Origin of the sequence: Paenibacillus nuruki, from assembly GCF_963311185.1 — a bacterium.
In the GTDB taxonomy this organism is placed as follows: Bacteria; Bacillota; Bacilli; order Paenibacillales; family Paenibacillaceae; genus Saccharibacillus; species Saccharibacillus nuruki.
The window spans coordinates 2354797-2372829 of the sequence record NZ_OY725677.1 but is presented as its reverse complement, the minus strand read 5'-3'; the positions used below and the strand labels follow the sequence as shown (position 1 = coordinate 2372829).

The following is an 18033-nucleotide window of genomic DNA, read 5'->3' as shown; positions in this document are numbered from 1 at the left end:
AATCAAAGGAGAGAAAAACATGCCTGGCCGATTATTAAAATCCCCGATGAGCCGCAAACAATCTTTTTTGTATATTATTTGTGTTGTTATTCTGGTCTATGTACTGGTATATATGCCAACTCCTTATATGATCAATGGACCTGGTAGTGCCGATGAATTGAAGCCAATCGTAAGTGTGGCTGGTGGCCAGAAGGATGAAAAAGGAACATTTATGCTAACCACTATATCGGTCACTTACGCCAATACAGCCATGTTGATCGCTTCTTTATTTGATTCCAATGAAGAAATTGTTCGCAAAACAATTCAAAGTAATCGTGCTGAATATGAAGCAGAACAATTGTATTATATGAGCAGTTCACAATCGTATGCGATCGCTGCTGCTTACAAAAAAGCAGGTATTCCTTACGGTGTAGAACCTCAGTATGTATTTGTGGTTAGTGTACCGGATGCTCGTACTTCTATTCATGCCGGGGACAAATTTATTTCTATAGATCAGCAACCGATTACATCGTTTAAACAACTGGAACAAGTATTACAAAGCAAAAAAAATGGCGATCAAGTGCAAGTGGTGCTTGAACGTGCAGGTACTCAGATTACTCTGCCTGTAAGCTTAACTCAATTTAAAGATAGCAACGGACAAGAACGTGTCGGATTTGGCGTATCGATCGGTGAAGTCCAAAAAATCGCCCCTAAAGATGCGGATCATGAAGTTCATTTTGCCAATACTAATATTGGTGGCCCTTCGGCTGGATTGATGTTTACATTAGAAATCTATAATCAATTAACGTCAGGAGACTTAACCCGAGGACATCGTATTGCAGGTACAGGAACGATTAATCCTCAAGGTCAAGTTGGAGAAATTGGTGGTGTTCAGCACAAAGTGGTCGCAGCTCAGCAAGCAGGAGCAACTATTTTCTTAGTGCCTAAAGGCAATTATGCCGATGCCAAAGCACAATTAGCCAAAATGAAATCTTCGATGCAATTGATCTCGGTAAGTACGTTAGATGATGCACTTAACGCATTGAATACATTATCAACTTCGTAATGGTTTTGTTTATTTTGAAATCATTATATTCTAATCGGAGAGCGTCTATAATCCGAATATAAAGTAGAAGATTGCTGTACAGCAAAACAAGAAGCTTGAATAGCAGAAGCGCGAATATCTAGCTCCATATGAACATGATCGGTATCTGTCGGTTTGGTAATCACCGGTAGAGAAGCGGTCTTTTTCATTTGTCGTAATAATTCTCTGCCTGTGTCTGTAAAGCCAAGTACACGAATATACCCGGGACCTTGTTCCAACTGTTCGATACTCAATACCGACTTCGTATGACCTAATAATAGATGTGCAATAAGCCGTTGTAGACGTGTATAAGTATAACGTTTGGTTTTGAGTGCTGTCATCAGATCAGTAATACTGTAATTTTGTAAAGTAGGTAATATTTTTTTGAAACGATATTCCAACCCTTCACTCATATCATAATACTGTGCAAGTTGTTGTGGTGAATGCGTGGTAATCTGCTGAAATAAAGATTGCCATAACTGATCAAGCTTTACAGGGCCACGACCTGCGGCTATTTCGCGCTCAATAATAGACATCGTACTTGCGGGCAGATACGGTGTTGCTTGCTGAACATCGCTAAATAGAAGCCTGCGTACTGCTGTAGCGCTTGCAATCTGTTCATGAGTCGGTTGAAGATCATGATATTGCGATTGTTCTCGCTGGATCGTCTCCGGCAGTATAGAACTATTTAACCGATTCAGCGCAATCATATATTGAAGTCCAAGTGTATTATTAGGTTGATCTAACAAAGATGTGGCTTGATCTGGTATACTATAGAGACTGGCTACTGCTTGACCAAGGGCCGCAGGGTAGCTTATCCCTTCTTTAAGATGATTCTGGATAAGTAGACGCAGTTCAGGTGATTCGTTCGTTAGCAGGTCTGCTAAAGCTTTTAATGGGGACAGAGAACCAGACTCACTACCGAACACTAATGAATCTACAAGACCCGTCGCTTCAAGAAGTGAAACTGCGCCATAAGCGAACCACTCAGCAGGTTGTACAGTATAAGCAGAAGGTAACTCGATAACCAGATCACATCCAGCATGTAGTGCCATTTCAGTACGTGCCCATTTGCTAAAAATAGCCGGTTCGCCACGTTGTGTGAAGCCACCACTCATCACAGCAACGATAGCATCACATTCTGTTTTTTCGCGTGTCCGTTGTAAATGAAGTAGATGTCCATAGTGAAGTGGATTATATTCGACGATTATTCCTGCGACTTTCATAGATAGGCTCCTTTTTAAAACTCAAGCATTGATATTGAATATAGGTATCAGTATAAACGAAAATAGGTGTTAACCAAAATACCTTAACAAATATTCATTGACAAAGCTTGCGTATAATCGGTATAATAATTTTTGTTTGTTTGGAGTGATAATGATGCAATTTCAATTTAGAAAATTGGCGCAAAGCGATCAACCGATAGAGTTTCATGACACGCTTGACATGAGTTCCATTTTAAAGGAACATAGCGATGTTCTGTCTTATACACCTCTCCAAGTAGATGTGAAAGCGGCGCAAAGAGTCAATGAAGTGGTTGATGTACAAGGAACACTGAAACTTGACTTACAGATGGCGTGTGTACGTTGTCTGAAGCCTGTGGATTTGAACTTACAGTTCGAGATTCAGGAAGAATTCAAGCATGGTGAAGAACCAGAAGATGTAGCTGAAGATAATGATACACTGTATGTGAATACAGATACCGTTGATTTAGCTCCATATATGGAACAAGCTGCTGTACTTGAACTTCCGCCTGGAGTATTATGCAGTGAAGACTGCAAAGGTCTTTGCCCGACATGCGGAGTCAACCTGAACGAGCAGGATTGCGGTTGTGACAACACACCTATCGATCCGAGAATGGCAGGACTCAAAGATTTCTTTAAGTGATTTAATGATCATGTAATATGTTCATTGGATAAGATTGATTAGATGAAGGAGGTGGGAACAATGGCAGTACCTCAACGGAGAACTTCCAAAACACGTCGTGACAAACGTCGTACACATTTTAAATTGGCAGTACCTGGTTTGGTGAAATGCGAGCAATGCGGAGAAATGAAATTGGCTCACCGCGTTTGCAAAGTATGCGGAACATACAAATCAAGAGAGATTATCAAACAATAGTCTTTCACAAAGGTAGTACTTCATCATTTGGTGAAGTACTATTTTTTTGTATATTTATAATTTGGTATATCAAACACAATGTTCACAGAAAAATCGTGTTTAGCGGATAACCTAGACCAGACACTTTCTTTTTAGTTCAATATGCTTTATACTACATTCTTAGTACCAGGTTCTAAAAAATGAACGGCAACATGAAATCAAACTAAAACCGAATAGGTTTACATATATTTTTGAATACAGTAGTACCCGGATAGAACTTTTCAAGTTGTATCTTTAATTTTAAAATCTGTGTGCGATTTACGTAACACGAAGGAGGTGCGTAGCCATCGAACGTTTGCCCAAACGGCAGCGCCAACAACGGCTCGTGAAGATTATCGAAGAGAATCCGTTTGTGACTGATCAAGAATTAACCAGACAATTAAAAGTCAGTATTCAGACGATTCGTCTAGATCGAATGGAACTTGGAATACCGGAGTTGCGTGAGCGAATGAAATTGATGGCTGAGCGCTCCTACGATCAGGTGAAATCACTTCCTCTAGATGAAGTGATCGGAGATGTTGTTGATCTGCAACTCGACAAAAGTGGAATCTCTATTTTTGAGATTCGTGAAGAACATATATTTTCTCGTACACAGATTGCACGTGGACATCACATTTTTGCACAGGCGAATTCATTAGCGGTCGCTGTGATCAATGATGCGATTGCTTTGACAGCATCGGCAGATATCAGATTTGTCCGCTCGGTTCATCTGGGTGAGAAGTGTATTGCCAAAGCATATGTGCAGTCTAATCCTGCACGTAAAGGAAAAGCCAAAGTAGAAGTACTGACGTATGTTGGTGAAGAAATGGTATTCCAAGGAAACTTTACAATCTATCGTTCAGATGGTGAAGAACAGCATGAAGGAGGAGTAGATCATGATAATCGCCATTGATGCGATGGGCGGAGATCACGCTCCAGACAGCAATGTATTAGGTGGACTCGAAGCCGCTAAAGAATGGAAAGATACCGAGATCATTTTAGTTGGAGACGAGACTCGTATTCGAGCACTACTGACAGAGATTCCATCCAACTTAAAAATAGTACACACGACTGAAATTATTGAAGCAGAAGATGAGCCGGTCAAAGCTGTTCGTCGTAAAAAAGACGCTTCAATGGTTGTAGCAGGTCGCATGGTTAAAGAAGGCAATGCTCAAGCGATGATCTCAGCAGGGAATACAGGCGCACTGATGACAACAGGCTTACTCGTTGTTGGTCGTATCAAAGGCATTGAGCGCCCTGCGCTGGCGCCTATGATTCCAACGATTGACGATGGCGGAACACTTGCGCTTGATCTTGGAGCTAATATGGATGCAAAACCAGAACATCTAGCACAGTATGCACTGATGGGTAGCATTTATAGAGACAAAGTTCATGGTATTACTAACCCGCGTGTAGGATTATTGAATGTAGGTACAGAAGCCAACAAAGGCAATGAATTAACCAAAGAAGCTTACCCGTTACTAGAAGCATTGCCTATTAATTTTGTAGGAAATGTAGAAGCACGCGATGTACTTAATGGAGTCTGTGATGTGTTGGTCTGCGATGGTTTTGCAGGCAACATTATGTTAAAGTCACTTGAGGGTACAGCATCAGCGATGTTTTCACTGCTCAAACAACAATTTAGCAAATCGCTCAAGACCAAGATTGGGGCCGCATTATTAATGCCCGAACTTCGCAGTCTCAAAGGCAAGCTAGATTACAAAGAGCATGGAGGTGCTCCTTTACTTGGATTGAACGGACTTGTTCTCAAAAGTCATGGTTCATCTGACGCTGGAGCCATTAAGCATGCTGTTCGTCAGGCAAGAATAGCGATCAGCAATCAGTTGGTTGAAAATATATCTAAAGAAGTTATACAATAAGCATCTTGCGTCATGTTTTATCCATCCCCACCGTAATGACGTGGAACGAAAACGATGAGGAAATTAGTGGGAAGAGAGTGACACCAATGATTAATGTTTTACCTATCGGTATTATCGGAACAGGAAAATATGTTCCTGAAAAAATATTAACAAATGCAGATCTTGAAAAAATGGTTGAAACGAATGACGAATGGATTGTCAGTCGTACAGGTATTCGTGAGCGTCATATTGCAGCTCCAGAGCAAGCAACTTCTGATTTAGCCTATGAAGCAGCACTCAAAGCATTGGAATCAGCAGGTATGGATGCAACAGAATTGGATTTAATTGTAGTAGCTACGATTACACCAGATACCTTTTTCCCTTCAACCGCTTGTATTTTGCAAGATAAATTAGGTGCAAAAAATGCAGCGGCTTTCGATTTATCAGCAGCGTGTTCTGGATTTGTCTATTCACTAGCATCTGCAACAAGTATGTTGCAAATGGGTTTATATAAAAATGCTTTGGTTATTGGAGCAGATACGTTATCACGTATTACAGACTATACTGATCGTAACACTTGTGTGTTGTTCGGTGATGGTGCTGGAGCAGTAATTATCGGTGAAGTGGGCGAAGGTCGTGGATTTAAATCATTTGATCTTGGTGCTGAAGGTTCTGGTGGCGAATTATTAACAATGCCAGCAGGCGGTTCAAGATTGCCAGCTTCCGCAGAAACCCTAAGCAACAATCAACATTATATTCGTATGGGTGGACGTGAAGTTTTCAAATTTGCCGTTCGTGTGATGGGTTCAGCAACAGATGAAGTTCTTCGCAAAGCAGGAATGACTAAAGATGATATCGATATTTTGATTCCTCACCAAGCGAATATCCGTATTATTCAATCCGCAATGAACCGTCTAGAGTTGTCAGAAGATCGAGTGATGATCAATGTTGATCGATATGCGAATACTTCTGCGGCATCTATTCCACTAGCATTAGTAGAAGCTGTGGAACAAGGACGAATCAAAGAAGGCGATCGTGTCGTTATGGTTGGTTTTGGCGGCGGTCTAACTTGGGGCGCATCTGTATTAGTATGGTAATCCAACGAATCTGATTGGTAACAGATAATAGGGAGGAGATGATTCCTATGGGTAAAATAGCATTTGTATTTCCAGGTCAAGGCGCTCAAAAAGTAGGTATGGCAAAAGACGTTTACGATGCATTACCTCAAGCAGCAGAGTTGTTCAAAACAGCTGATGAAGTATTAGGTTTTAGCATCAGTGAACTTGCTTTTGAAGGGCCTGAAGAGCAATTGAAACAAACAGCGAATACACAGCCTGCTTTGTTAACGGCAAGTATCGCTTTGTTTGAAGCTTTAAAATCCAAAAATATTACACCTGATTATGTAGCAGGTCATAGTCTTGGAGAATATAGTGCTCTTGTAGCCGCTAATGCTTTGGATTTTGATCAAGCTGTAGCGATTGTACGTGCACGTGGTCAATATATGGAGCAAGCTGTCCCATCCGGTCAAGGAGCTATGGCTGCTGTACTTGGAGCAGAACGTGAACCTTTAGCGGCATTGTGTGCTGAGATTTCAGCTACAGGACATGCAGTGGAACTGGCTAATGTGAACTGTCCCGGACAGATTGTAGTATCAGGTTCGGTGGAAGGCGTAAATGCTGTAGCAGCAAGAGTGAAAGAAATCGGTGGCAAACGTGCGATTATGCTTGAAGTGAGTGGGCCTTTCCATTCTTCTTTGATGAAATCAGCAGCAGATCAATTATCTGAGCGTTTACAAACGGTATCTTTCCGTGATGCGACTGTACCGGTTGTGGCGAACGTAACAGCCAAAACAGTGACTCAGGGAAGCGATATTCAAGCGTTACTGGTAGAACAGGTATACTCTCCTGTATTATGGGAAGATAGTGTTCGTTTTCTGATTCATGAAGGTGTAGATACTTTTATCGAAATTGGCCCTGGTAATGTATTAACAGGATTAATTAAAAAAATAGATAAAAATGTACGCTTGATTAATATAAGCAGTCTGGAAAGTATAGAAGCACTTCAAGTGGAAGTTTAATCTTCCCTCCAGAAGCCGGATCAGATGATTCATTTGAAAAGGAGATGCGTATGTTATGAGTAAGCCACTTCAAGGACAAGCTGCTTTGGTTACAGGAGCTTCACGAGGCATAGGTCGTAGTATTGCGATTGCACTAGCAGAAGCTGGAGCAGATATCGCAGTTAACTATGCGGGTAGTGAAGATGCTGCTAACGAAACCGTACGTCTGATCGAAGAGTTAGGCGTCAAAGCTTTTGCTGTTCGTGCTAATGTAGGAATAGCTACAGAAGCCGAAGCTATGGTCAAACAAGTTAACGAAACTTTTGGTAAAATCGACATTTTGATTAATAATGCAGGAATTACCCGTGATAACCTGATCATGCGAATGAAAGAAGACGAATTTGATCAAGTCATTGAGACGAACCTCAAAGGTGTGTTTAATTGCCTCAAAGCGGTTACACGTCCGATGATGAAACAACGTTACGGTCGTATTATTAATATTTCTTCTGTAGTAGGTGTACTGGGTAACCCTGGACAAGCCAACTATGTCGCAGCCAAAGCAGGTGTAATTGGTTTAACCAAAGCATCCGCAAAAGAATTAGCTTCACGTGGCATCACAGTGAATTGTGTGGCGCCCGGATTTATTGCAACAGATATGACGGATGAACTGAGTGAAGAACTGCGTAACAAAATGCTAGAAGGTATTCCGCTTGCACGTCTCGGTCAACCCGAAGAAATTGCATCGGTTGTTTCTTTCTTAGTATCACCAGCAGCTTCTTACATGACAGGACAGACGCTTCATGTGGATGGCGGTATGTACATGTAAAAGAAGTACAATATCTCTTTTAGGGATATGTGGCTTTTTACGTGTGATTTTCGTATAATACTTTGGAAGAGGAGGTGAAACGGATGTCTGATGTTTTGGATCGTGTAAAACGCATCGTTATTGACCGTTTGGGAGCTGACGAAGCTGAAATTAAATTGGAATCATCTTTTAAAGATGATCTTGGCGCAGATTCGCTTGATGTAGTGGAACTTGTTATGGAATTGGAAGATGAGTTTGACTTGGAAATTTCTGACGAAGATGCGGAGAAAATTACGACCGTAGGTGAAGTTGTAACTTACATACAATCTCATACCTAAGGCTTAACTAAAGTCCCGTTACCTGCTTGTTAGCGGGCCGGGACTTCTCCTCATTTTGGCGTCTTTTGGATGGAACACAAAATATACACATGCAGTCGATATAGAGGTGAATGTGTTTGAAGCATAGAGTAGTAATTACAGGCTTGGGAGTTATGACTTCCCTTGGTAAAGACAAAGATACATTTTGGAATAATATCATTACCGGTCAATCCGGTGTAAGTACCATTGAAAGTTTTGATGTCAGTGGTTATCCTACGCAAATTGCTGCTGAAGTGAAAGACTTCAATGCAGAAGATTATATGGAACGTAAAGAAGCTCGCAAAATGGACCGTTTTGTTCAATTTGCAGAAGCAGCAACGGTTGAAGCTTTGAAAGACAGTAAGCTTAATATTGCAGAAGATACAGATCCTGAGCGTGTTGGGGTTATTATCGGATCAGGTATTGGTGGTCTGGGTACATTTGAAGATCAGCATGCTATTTTGATGCAAAAAGGACCAAAGCGAGTAAGTCCATTCTTTATTCCTATGATGATTGCGAATATGGCTTCTGGTCATGTATCTATTCTTCACGGCGCTAAAGGACCTAACTTGGCTCCTGTCAGTGCGTGTGCAAGTGGTAGTCATGCCATAGGAGATTCATTCAAATTTATCCGTGATGGTGAAGCAGACGTTATGATTACCGGTGGTGCTGAAGCAACGATTCGTCCTTCGGGATTGGGTGGTTTCTGTGCGATGCGTGCGATGTCTACACGTAACGATGATGCAACAACCGCAAGTCGTCCGTTTGATACCGGTCGTGATGGATTTGTAATGGGTGAAGGTTCAGGAATTATGATTCTTGAATCACTGGAACATGCTCAAAAACGTGGAGCTCATATTTACGCTGAAGTGATTGGTTATGGACTAAGCGCAGATGCTCACCATATGACAGAGCCTGATCCTGATGGTCCAGCTCGTTGTATGAAAATGGCGATTCGTAGTGCAGGTATTGCACCGGAAGATATTGATTATATCAATGCTCACGGTACATCGACTCCTGTAGGCGATAAGTCTGAAACCAAAGCAATCAAATTAGCATTAGGCGATCATGCGTATAACATTGCTGTAAGTTCGACCAAGTCGATGACAGGTCACCTTTTAGGAGCAGCTGGTGGTATTGAAGCTGTAATCTGTGCACTATCTTTAGAAAATCAGATTATCGCTCCTACGATCAATTTGCACAATCAAGATCCTGAATGTGATTTAGACTATGTGCCGAATGAAGCGCGCAAAGCAGATTTGAATGTAGTAATGTCCAACTCTTTTGGATTTGGGGGGCATAATGCCTCAGTCATCCTGAAGAAATTTGAAGTGTAAGGAGTCAGTTTCTTGAACGGAGATGTGAAACAGCTACAACAGCAAATTCAAATCCAATTTCAAAACCGTCAATTACTCAAACAGGCATTCACACATGCTTCGTATGTGAACGAACATCGTTTTAGTCAACATCAAGACAATGAACGTTTGGAATTTCTGGGTGATGCGGTTTTGGAATTGACAGTGTCGGAGTACCTGTACAATGCATATCCTGAGCGTCCTGAAGGTGAACTTACGAAGTTGCGTGCAGCGATTGTATGCGAGCCTTCGTTGGTGAAGTTTGCGGAAGCGCTCGACTTTGGCAGATACGTTTTGCTTGGCAAGGGAGAAGAATTGACAGGCGGACGTCAGCGTCCAGCACTGCTCGCTGATGTTTTTGAATCTTTTATTGGAGCATTATATCTGGACCAAGGCTTAGAAGCTGTGAAGTCTTTTCTAAACGCACATGTATTCTCAGGCATTTCTCCAGGTGGGCAGTTCCAGATGATGGACTTCAAGACCGAGCTTCAGGAGTTAACTCAGCATCACAATATGGGAGTACTGGAGTATCGCATTATTGAAGAGAAAGGCCCTGCACATGAGCGGGAGTTTGTCTCGGAAGTATGTATGGGAGAAGAGAGTTTAGGTCAGGGAGCCGGGCGTTCTAAAAAAGAAGCAGAGCAACGGGCAGCTGCCGCGGCATTGAATCGGTTGAAGTTGAAATAAACCGTTCTCTTTTCTGACAATTACAGGACAAACAAAGAGCAAAGAGCAGTCACAGCCAGCTTGCGTGAATCAAGAGGCATCGACCGCTTTTTGCTCTTTTTCCATTGATGAAGCAGCAGGTAATTATGCTACAATAGCAGTAGAGGTGAACAACGAACTATGTTCCTGAAAAGAATAGAATTAGCAGGATTTAAATCTTTTGCGGATAAGACAGAAATGGAATTTGTGAAAGGTATTACCGCCGTTGTCGGACCAAACGGTAGCGGTAAAAGCAATATATCTGACGGGATCCGCTGGGTGCTTGGTGAGCAAAGTGCCAAGTCTCTTCGTGGTGGCAAAATGGAAGATATTATTTTTGCAGGTAGTGATAGTCGGAAGGCAGTAAGTTATTCAGAAGTGTCGCTTACACTTGATAATGAAGATCAGACGCTACCACTCGATTTTGGCGAAGTTACGATTACGCGCCGTGTACACCGTAGTGGAGATAGCGAATATTTGATCAACAAACAATCTTGTCGTCTAAAAGATATTACTGAGCTGTTTATGGATACAGGGATAGGGAAAGAAGCTTATTCGATTATCGGGCAAGGACGTATCGAAGAAATACTAAGTACTCGTTCGGAAGATCGTCGGGGTATTTTTGAAGAAGCATCTGGAATTGTGAAATACAAGTCTCGTAAAAAAGATGCGGTTCGTAAATTAGATGATACCGAGCAGAATTTGTTACGTATCTATGATCTTGTACATGAATTAGAAGATCAGATTGAACCCCTAAAAGAACAATCTACCAAAGCGATTCATTTCAAAGAACTCAAAGAAGAGCTTAAACATAAAGAAATATCGCTCTATGTTCATGGTATCGAACGGATTCATACCGCATGGAGTACAGCAAGTGCCAAAATGGCTGAACTGGAAAAAGTACAGCAAAAGTTAGCAAGTGTTGTATCCGGTCATGATGAGAAGCTTGAAAGTGAACGTGGTGCTCTTCGTGAAGCAGAAGAAGCTGTAGAGCAACTACAAGGATTACTGCTTCAATATAGCGAGCAGACGGAGAAATCAGAAGGTCTGGGTGAATTACTCAAAGAACGCCGTCTAAATTTAGAGCAAAATCAAAAGCAATTAGGTGTAGCTTTAGAGCGTAGTGAAGAACGTACCAGTCAGCGTACAGGAGAAAGCCAACAATTACAGACCAAGTTCGCTACCTTAACGAAGCAATTGCAAGAGCTACAACAAAATATCACTCAAGAAGAAAATAGCCTGATCCAGATTAATGGTGGTATCGGACAACATCAGGAAGAAAGCTTGAAAGGCGAATTGCTAGAACTGATGAATACGATGGCACAAGCTCGTAATGAAATTCGGTACGCAGATCAGCAGACCGAGAATACACAACGCCGTATGGTACGAGCAGAAAGTGAATCTGGTAAATGGAAAGCCGAGAAAAAACGTCTCGAAGATAGCAAAGCTGCTTCTGCCCTACAGACTGATAAGTTAGCCAAAGAAATTGCTAAAGTGCGTGTTGATTATATTCAACATAGTGAGCAATTGCATAAGTTACAGAAGTCTGGCGAAGAAATGCAGACAGCTATTCGCAAATGGGAGCAACGTCGTGAAGCATTAGTGTCTCGCCGGGATACGATGCAGGAAATGCAAGAAGACTTTGAAGGCTTTATGCTGGGCGTTAAAGAAGTGCTCAAAGCTTCACGCAACTCACAACTGCACGGAGTACATGGGGCTGTAGCCGAACTCATCACCGTGCCTGAGAAATTAGAACTGGCAATGGAAACGGCGCTGGGTGCTTCAGTACAGCATGTGGTGATGGAAAATGAAGAAGTATCGCGTAAAGCGATAGCATTTTTGAAGCAACGTCAATTAGGTAGAGCTACATTTTTACCTCTTGATGTTATTCGTCCACGCAAAATGCAGGATAATGACAAACGACTTGCTGAAAGTGCAGAAGGTTTTGTCGGGATTGGTGCTGAACTGGTCGGCTATGATGAGCGTTATGCATCGATAGTCGGTAGTCTGATCGGCAGTGTAGTCATTGCAGAGACATTAGAGCAAGCCAACCGTATCGCAGGCAAATTAGGATACCGTTACCGGATCGTGACGCTTGAGGGCGATGTTGTCAACGCAGGTGGATCGATGACCGGGGGTAGTCAGCACAAAAAGAATAATAATTTACTTGGACGTAAACGCCAATTGGATCAGTTGGGGAATGAGATCACTGAAAGCGAGTCTCAAGTGAAACGTCTGCAAAAAGAAATTATTGATGTGCAGAAGCGTCTGCAAGATCATGAACATCGACTGGATCAATTGCGAGCGGATGGGGATCGTAAGCGTACAGAAGAACAACAGGTCGCAAGCGAACTCAAACAAATCGAGCATGAGTTACGTCATGTGAATGAACAATATGAATTGTATGGACAAGAGACAAGTAGCTATACTGAAGAACTTGCAGGGATTGCCAAAGCACGCAAAGATGCAGAACAGAAACTGATTGAATTGCAAAAGCAAGAGCAAGCGATTCAAGATAGTATCCAAAATGCAGAAAAAATGCGTAAATCGAATGAGTCTGCTAAAGAACAGTTGCAAGAAAAAGTAACTGATCTCAAAATTCGTGAAGGTAAACTGAGTCAAGAAATCTTCTCACTAGAAGAACAATTATCCCGTTCACAGGAAGAATCACAAGATTATGGTCAAGAGTTGGAGAGCAATCGAGAACAACTGGCTGTTATTCTTAAAGATTTGGAAAAAAATGAGCGTGAACAAACGAAGCAACGTACTGATTTGGAACGTCTACGCCGTAAACGTACAGAAACCAGTGAACAACTTGAATTGAAACGTGCAGAACGAATACGACTTCAACAAAAGTTAGAACTGGAAGAAAACGAAACACGCGAACAGCGTAACGAACTCAAAACCGTTGAAGATGAATTGCGCAAAATAGAAATTCAAGTCAATCGCTTGGATGTAGAACTTGAAAATATTTTAGCCAAATTGCGTGAAGATTACGAACTCACTTACGAAATGGCAAAAAGAGATTATGAATTACCAGAAGATATTGAAGTGGCTGAAAAAGAAGTGCGTCATCTGAAATCCAAAATCATGGATCTGGGTGAAGTAAATCTAGGAGCGATCGAAGAATATCAACGTGTAAATGAACGTTATGAATTTTTGACGCTTCAACAAAACGATCTGGTCGAAGCCAAAACAACACTATATCAAGTCATTCGCGAAATGGATGAAGAAATGTCCAAACGCTTCAAAGTCACATTTGATGCGATTCGTGGTCAATTTGGTACGGTATTTAGTAAGTTATTTGGTGGAGGTCGTGCAGACTTAGTATTGATCGATCCTGAACGTATGCTTGAAACAGGAATTGATATTGTCGCCCAACCACCGGGTAAAAAGTTGCAAAATCTACAATTACTTTCTGGTGGCGAACGAGCATTAACAGCGATGGCATTGTTATTTGCCATTTTACAAGTTAAACCTGTACCGTTCTGTGTACTCGATGAAGTAGAAGCGGCACTGGATGAAGCGAACGTAGTGCGGTTTGCACAGTATCTAAGAGAGTTTTCAGGATTAACACAGTTTATCGTAGTGACTCATCGCAAAGGCACTATGGAAGAAGCTGATGTGCTATATGGAGTCACGATGGAAGAAGGCGGCGTCTCGAAGCTGGTTTCTGTTAAATTGGACGATGAAGAAGCAGATATCGCTTAATCTATTTACATTTTGATAGGCTTATTATGGACTATATATAATTGATCATCTGGAGGAATCTCATGAGCTTTTTAAAAAGTTAAAAGACAGCATTTCTACAAAAACAGAAACAGTAACTAAACAGTTCCGCGATGGTTTAGAAAAAACACGTAAAGGGTTTGTTGAAAAAGTATCAGACCTTGTAATTCGTCGCAAAAAAATTGATGAAGAGTTCTATGAAGAATTAGAAGAAATTCTTATCGGCGCTGATGTAGGCGTAAATACAGTGATGGAGCTTATTGATGATCTTCGTGAAGAAGTTCGTATTCGCCGAATCGAAGATGCTGCTGAACTACAACCTGTATTATCTGAGAAGTTAACGGGCTTACTTCGTGGAAACGAAAATACAGGCTTAAATATGCAACCAGGTGGAATTACAGTTATTTTATTTGTAGGTGTCAATGGTGTAGGTAAAACAACAACAATTGGTAAAATGGCACACCGTTTCAAACAAGAAGGTAAAAAAGTGTTGCTTGCCGCAGGAGATACATTCCGTGCGGGAGCTATTGAGCAATTAGAAGTATGGGGCCAACGTGCAGGCGTAGAAGTGATTAAGCAACAATCAGGCTCCGACCCAGCAGCAGTGATGTATGATGCTGTACGCGCAGCTAAGCAGCGTGGAGCAGACGTATTGTTATGCGACACCGCAGGACGTTTACAGAATAAAAGCAATCTAATGGATGAGTTGAACAAAATCTTCCGTGTAATTCAACGTGAAATTCCAGATGCTCCGCACGAAGTACTGATGGTACTTGATGCGACAACAGGTCAAAATGCACTAAGCCAAGCCAAACTATTCGGTGAGAAAAGTGGCGTAACGGGTCTGGTATTGACCAAATTAGATGGAACCGCTAAAGGTGGAATCGTGGTAGCCATTCGTCAAGAATTAGACTTACCGGTTAAATTTGTAGGTCTAGGCGAGAAGATTGATGACTTACAACCGTTTGATAGTGAACAGTTTGTTCATGCTTTATTTGCAGGATTGATTCAAGAAGAGGAAGAAGCTGAAAAGACGGATTCCAAAGAGTAGAGCCAGATTGCCAAAGTAGCATCTTCATACAGAACTGAGTTATAATAGCAGTAGAAATCAAACGGAAATGAGATAACTCTTATCCGATTTCTACTGCTTTTTATTTTCGTTATCAGATACGATCTAGAGTTATTTACATAACATTTAAGCATCAAGTAGATCATATAGCATGGGGATAAGATTGGATCGAAGAAAGGAAGTGACTTATGGCTCTCACACATACGTATAGCCGTAAAGAAGAAGTAGCAAATGCAGTAACTCATGGTATAGGAGCTGCTCTTAGTATTGCTGCATTAGTTATTTTAATTGTTTTTGCTGTACTTAAAGGTACACCCTGGCATGTAGTAAGCTTTACGATTTATGGAGTCAGCATGCTGTTGTTGTATACCAGTTCTACCTTAGTACATGGATTCAGAGATGGCAAAGCCAAAGATTTATTTGAGATTTTTGATCATTCAGCCATTTACCTATTTATTGCAGGGACATATACACCTTTGATGTTAATTGTTGTTAAAGGGGCACTGGGTTGGAGTATATTTGGAATCGTATGGGGCATCGCCATTTTAGGATGTGCGTTTAAAGCATACTTCGTCAAACGTTTTCTATTTATGTCGACGATTTTCTATATCTTAATGGGATGGTTAATTGTTATCGCATGGGAACCATTGACAACGAATATGGCAAGCGGTGGAATTATTCTACTTGCTATTGGTGGATTAATGTATACTCTGGGTACGATCTTTTACGTCTGGCGTGGATTTCCTTTCCATCATGCGGTTTGGCATCTATTTGTACTAGCAGGTAGCATTTTGCATTTCTTTATGATTTTATTTTATGTGTTGCCGATTCATTTGTAATAGATAAATAGACGTAAAAAGTTCATATTTTGGGCTTGAATGATCGATATTTGAAGCTCATTTATAAAAGTAATAAGATGTTAAGTAATTATGCTTGACATCTTATTTTATTTTTTGCTATGATATAGAACGTTGATGAGGTGTAAAGTGTTTTTCCTTGACGGAGGGAGTGCCCCATATGAGTCAAGAGAATCGGCTCGATAAAACGACCCGAATTAATTCATTATTTGATTTCTACGAGCTTCTACTTACAGACAAACAGCAAATGTTCCTTAAATACTATTTTCATGATGATTACTCTCTAGGAGAGATCGCCGCAGAGTTCAGTATTAGTCGACAAGCGGTGTATGAGCATATTAAGCGTGCAGAGCAAGTATTAGAAATGTACGAAGAAAAGCTTGGTCTGATGGAAAAGCATTATCGCCGTGTGCGTGATTTAGAAGAGCTCAAATCGACATTGTCTTCAAGTGGAATGACACATGAATATCAATCGCAAATGATGGATATTGTAGAGCGCTTGGAAGCCAACGATTAATTCATATATACTTATACATGTAAAGAAGTACGATATAGATATACAGACCATATATTATTTAACGTGAAATAAACGGAGGTGAAGACACATGGCATTTGAAAGCTTAACAACACGACTGCAAAACGTATTTAGCAAACTTCGTGGTAAAGGTAAAGTATCTGAAGAAGATGTAAACGAAGCAATGCGCGAAGTGCGGTTAGCGTTACTTGAAGCAGACGTTAATTTCAAAGTCGTAAAAGAATTCATTTCCAAAGTGAAAGAAAAAGCGGTCGGTAAAGATGTGATGGAAAGCTTCACACCAGGCATGGTTATTATCGACATTGTTAATAAAGAGCTTACCGAGTTGATGGGTGGAACACAGTCCAAACTTGCCAAAGCAGCGAAGTCACCAACCGTTATTATGATGGTCGGTTTGCAAGGTGCTGGTAAAACAACAACCTCTGGTAAACTAGCCAAAATGCTTCAAAAGCAAAATCATCGTCCTTTACTGGTTGCAGGCGATATTTATCGTCCGGCAGCGATCAAACAGTTGCAAGTACTGGGAGAGCAAATCAATACACCGGTATTTACAATGGGAGATCAGACAAGTCCAGTTGAGATTGCTCGTCAAGCTTTGCAAGAAGCTAAAAATAACAATAATGATTACGTGATTATTGATACAGCAGGTCGCTTGCATATTGATGAAGAATTGATGGATGAATTGCGCCAGATTCATGAATTAGTGAATCCGGATGAAGTTCTGTTAGTTGTAGATGCGATGACAGGTCAGGATGCAGTCAATGTAGCCGAGAACTTTAACACTCAATTGCAATTAACAGGTGTAGTCTTAACTAAGCTTGATGGAGATACTCGTGGTGGTGCAGCATTGTCTGTCAAAGCCGTAACAGGGTGTCCGATCAAATTCACCACTCTTGGTGAAAAGCTAGATGCAATGGAAGCTTTCCATCCAGAGCGTATGGCTTCACGTATTCTAGGTATGGGTGATATGTTATCCTTGATCGAAAAAGCTCAAATGAATATCGATGAAGATAAGGCAAAAGAAATGGAACGCAAAATGCGTAATGCCGAATTTACATTCGAAGATTTCTTAGAGCAAATGGATCAAGTGAAAAAGCTTGGACCGCTTGATCAGATTATGGACATGATTCCGGGTATGGGAAAAATGAAAAACCAAAATCTTCAAGTTGATGATAAGCAAGTTGGACGTATTGAAGCAATTGTTCAGTCGATGACTGTTCAGGAGAAACAACATCCAGAAGTGATTAATCATAGTCGTCGTAAACGGATTGCTACAGGTAGCGGAACTTCTGTTGCAGAAGTAAACCGTCTGATCAAGCAGTTCGATGAAATGCGCCGTATGATGAAGCAGTTCTCGGATATGATGGATCCTAAGGGCGGCGGCAAGAACAATAAAATGATGAAACAAATGCAAAAAATGGGTGGCAAGGGAATGAAGTTTCCTTTCCGTTAAACTCAGGAAATGCAATGTATATATTATTGAATTAATTTGAAGGAGGTGAATT

General features: G+C 41.1%; 17 protein-coding genes. 16 read left to right on the top strand and 1 reads right to left on the bottom strand.

Annotated features, from left to right (window positions below; translation table 11 throughout):
- Nucleotides 1–46 precede the first annotated feature (46 nt).
- Nucleotides 47–1045, top strand: coding sequence for a YlbL family protein (locus RCP16_RS10340; RefSeq protein ID WP_308642336.1), 999 nt, complete (start codon nt 47–49; stop codon nt 1043–1045).
- Between the two features lie 23 nt (nt 1046–1068).
- Here RCP16_RS10340 and RCP16_RS10335 read toward each other — a convergent pair whose 3' ends face one another.
- On the bottom strand, nt 1069–2289 hold the full coding sequence (locus tag RCP16_RS10335; protein ID WP_137222659.1) for a nucleotidyltransferase: 1221 nt from the start codon (nt 2287–2289) through the stop codon (nt 1069–1071).
- Between the two features lie 220 nt (nt 2290–2509).
- Here RCP16_RS10335 and RCP16_RS10330 point away from each other — a divergent pair, with 220 nt between their 5' ends.
- The 15 genes from RCP16_RS10330 (at nt 2510) to ffh (ending at nt 17981) form a co-directional block, all read left to right on the top strand.
- Complete coding sequence (locus RCP16_RS10330; protein ID WP_241669335.1) at nt 2510–2950, top strand: YceD family protein; 441 nt, start codon at nt 2510–2512, stop codon at nt 2948–2950.
- 60 nt (nt 2951–3010) lie between these two features.
- Nucleotides 3011–3184 carry a 50S ribosomal protein L32 gene (gene rpmF, locus RCP16_RS10325; RefSeq protein WP_069327428.1) on the top strand — a complete coding sequence of 58 codons (174 nt, stop codon included), beginning with the start codon at nt 3011–3013 and terminating at the stop codon, nt 3182–3184.
- A 334-nt stretch (nt 3185–3518) separates the two neighbouring features.
- Nucleotides 3519–4115 carry a transcription factor FapR gene (gene fapR, locus RCP16_RS10320; protein ID WP_069327427.1) on the top strand — a complete coding sequence of 199 codons (597 nt, stop codon included), beginning with the start codon at nt 3519–3521 and terminating at the stop codon, nt 4113–4115.
- Nucleotides 4099–5082 (top strand): phosphate acyltransferase PlsX, encoded by a 984-nt coding sequence (plsX, locus tag RCP16_RS10315; RefSeq protein WP_069327426.1) that lies wholly within the window; start codon nt 4099–4101, stop codon nt 5080–5082. The genes fapR and plsX overlap by 17 nt, the downstream gene beginning before the upstream one ends.
- An 86-nt stretch (nt 5083–5168) precedes the next feature.
- On the top strand, nt 5169–6158 hold the full coding sequence (locus RCP16_RS10310; RefSeq protein ID WP_069327425.1) for a beta-ketoacyl-ACP synthase III: 990 nt from the start codon (nt 5169–5171) through the stop codon (nt 6156–6158).
- Nucleotides 6159–6205: 47 nt separating this feature from the next.
- On the top strand, nt 6206–7138 hold the full coding sequence (gene fabD / locus RCP16_RS10305; RefSeq protein WP_308642335.1) for an ACP S-malonyltransferase: 933 nt from the start codon (nt 6206–6208) through the stop codon (nt 7136–7138).
- Nucleotides 7139–7193: 55 nt separating this feature from the next.
- Complete coding sequence (fabG, locus tag RCP16_RS10300) at nt 7194–7943, top strand: 3-oxoacyl-[acyl-carrier-protein] reductase (protein ID WP_069327423.1); 750 nt, start codon at nt 7194–7196, stop codon at nt 7941–7943.
- 83 nt (nt 7944–8026) lie between these two features.
- Complete coding sequence (acpP, locus tag RCP16_RS10295; RefSeq protein ID WP_069327422.1) at nt 8027–8260, top strand: acyl carrier protein; 234 nt, start codon at nt 8027–8029, stop codon at nt 8258–8260.
- A 116-nt stretch (nt 8261–8376) separates the two neighbouring features.
- Entirely contained in the window at nt 8377–9615 is a 1239-nt protein-coding gene (fabF, locus tag RCP16_RS10290; RefSeq protein ID WP_161594245.1) for a beta-ketoacyl-ACP synthase II, read from the top strand.
- Nucleotides 9616–9627: 12 nt separating this feature from the next.
- Entirely contained in the window at nt 9628–10320 is a 693-nt protein-coding gene (gene rnc, locus RCP16_RS10285) for a ribonuclease III (protein WP_069327420.1), read from the top strand.
- A gap of 159 nt (nt 10321–10479) precedes the next feature.
- Nucleotides 10480–14049 carry a chromosome segregation protein SMC gene (smc, locus tag RCP16_RS10280; protein WP_069327419.1) on the top strand — a complete coding sequence of 1190 codons (3570 nt, stop codon included), beginning with the start codon at nt 10480–10482 and terminating at the stop codon, nt 14047–14049.
- Between the two features lie 49 nt (nt 14050–14098).
- On the top strand, nt 14099–15118 hold the full coding sequence (gene ftsY / locus RCP16_RS10275) for a signal recognition particle-docking protein FtsY (RefSeq protein WP_308642473.1): 1020 nt from the start codon (nt 14099–14101) through the stop codon (nt 15116–15118).
- A gap of 206 nt (nt 15119–15324) precedes the next feature.
- Nucleotides 15325–15975 carry a PAQR family membrane homeostasis protein TrhA gene (trhA, locus tag RCP16_RS10270; protein ID WP_069327417.1) on the top strand — a complete coding sequence of 217 codons (651 nt, stop codon included), beginning with the start codon at nt 15325–15327 and terminating at the stop codon, nt 15973–15975.
- Between the two features lie 178 nt (nt 15976–16153).
- Nucleotides 16154–16510, top strand: a complete 357-nt coding sequence (locus RCP16_RS10265; protein WP_308642334.1) for a putative DNA-binding protein — start codon at nt 16154–16156, stop codon at nt 16508–16510.
- Nucleotides 16511–16598: 88 nt separating this feature from the next.
- A complete protein-coding gene (ffh, locus tag RCP16_RS10260; protein ID WP_069327415.1) occupies nt 16599–17981 on the top strand; it encodes a signal recognition particle protein in 1383 nt (460 codons plus the stop codon).
- The last annotated feature ends 52 nt before the right edge of the window (nt 17982–18033 follow it).

Coding starts and splice junctions, on each gene's coding strand:
- fabD (WP_308642335.1), top strand. CDS start 6,206: ATGGGTAAAATAGCATTTGTATTTCCAGGTCAAGGCGCTCAAAAAGTA.
- acpP (WP_069327422.1), top strand. CDS start 8,027: ATGTCTGATGTTTTGGATCGTGTAAAACGCATCGTTATTGACCGTTTG.
- RCP16_RS10265 (WP_308642334.1), top strand. CDS start 16,154: ATGAGTCAAGAGAATCGGCTCGATAAAACGACCCGAATTAATTCATTA.
- RCP16_RS10340 (WP_308642336.1), top strand. CDS start 47: ATGAGCCGCAAACAATCTTTTTTGTATATTATTTGTGTTGTTATTCTG.
- RCP16_RS10335 (WP_137222659.1), bottom strand. CDS start 2,289: ATGAAAGTCGCAGGAATAATCGTCGAATATAATCCACTTCACTATGGA.
- rpmF (WP_069327428.1), top strand. CDS start 3,011: ATGGCAGTACCTCAACGGAGAACTTCCAAAACACGTCGTGACAAACGT.
- fabG (WP_069327423.1), top strand. CDS start 7,194: ATGAGTAAGCCACTTCAAGGACAAGCTGCTTTGGTTACAGGAGCTTCA.
- trhA (WP_069327417.1), top strand. CDS start 15,325: ATGGCTCTCACACATACGTATAGCCGTAAAGAAGAAGTAGCAAATGCA.
- ffh (WP_069327415.1), top strand. CDS start 16,599: ATGGCATTTGAAAGCTTAACAACACGACTGCAAAACGTATTTAGCAAA.
- smc (WP_069327419.1), top strand. CDS start 10,480: ATGTTCCTGAAAAGAATAGAATTAGCAGGATTTAAATCTTTTGCGGAT.
- RCP16_RS10330 (WP_241669335.1), top strand. CDS start 2,510: ATGAGTTCCATTTTAAAGGAACATAGCGATGTTCTGTCTTATACACCT.
- plsX (WP_069327426.1), top strand. CDS start 4,099: ATGATAATCGCCATTGATGCGATGGGCGGAGATCACGCTCCAGACAGC.
- RCP16_RS10310 (WP_069327425.1), top strand. CDS start 5,169: ATGATTAATGTTTTACCTATCGGTATTATCGGAACAGGAAAATATGTT.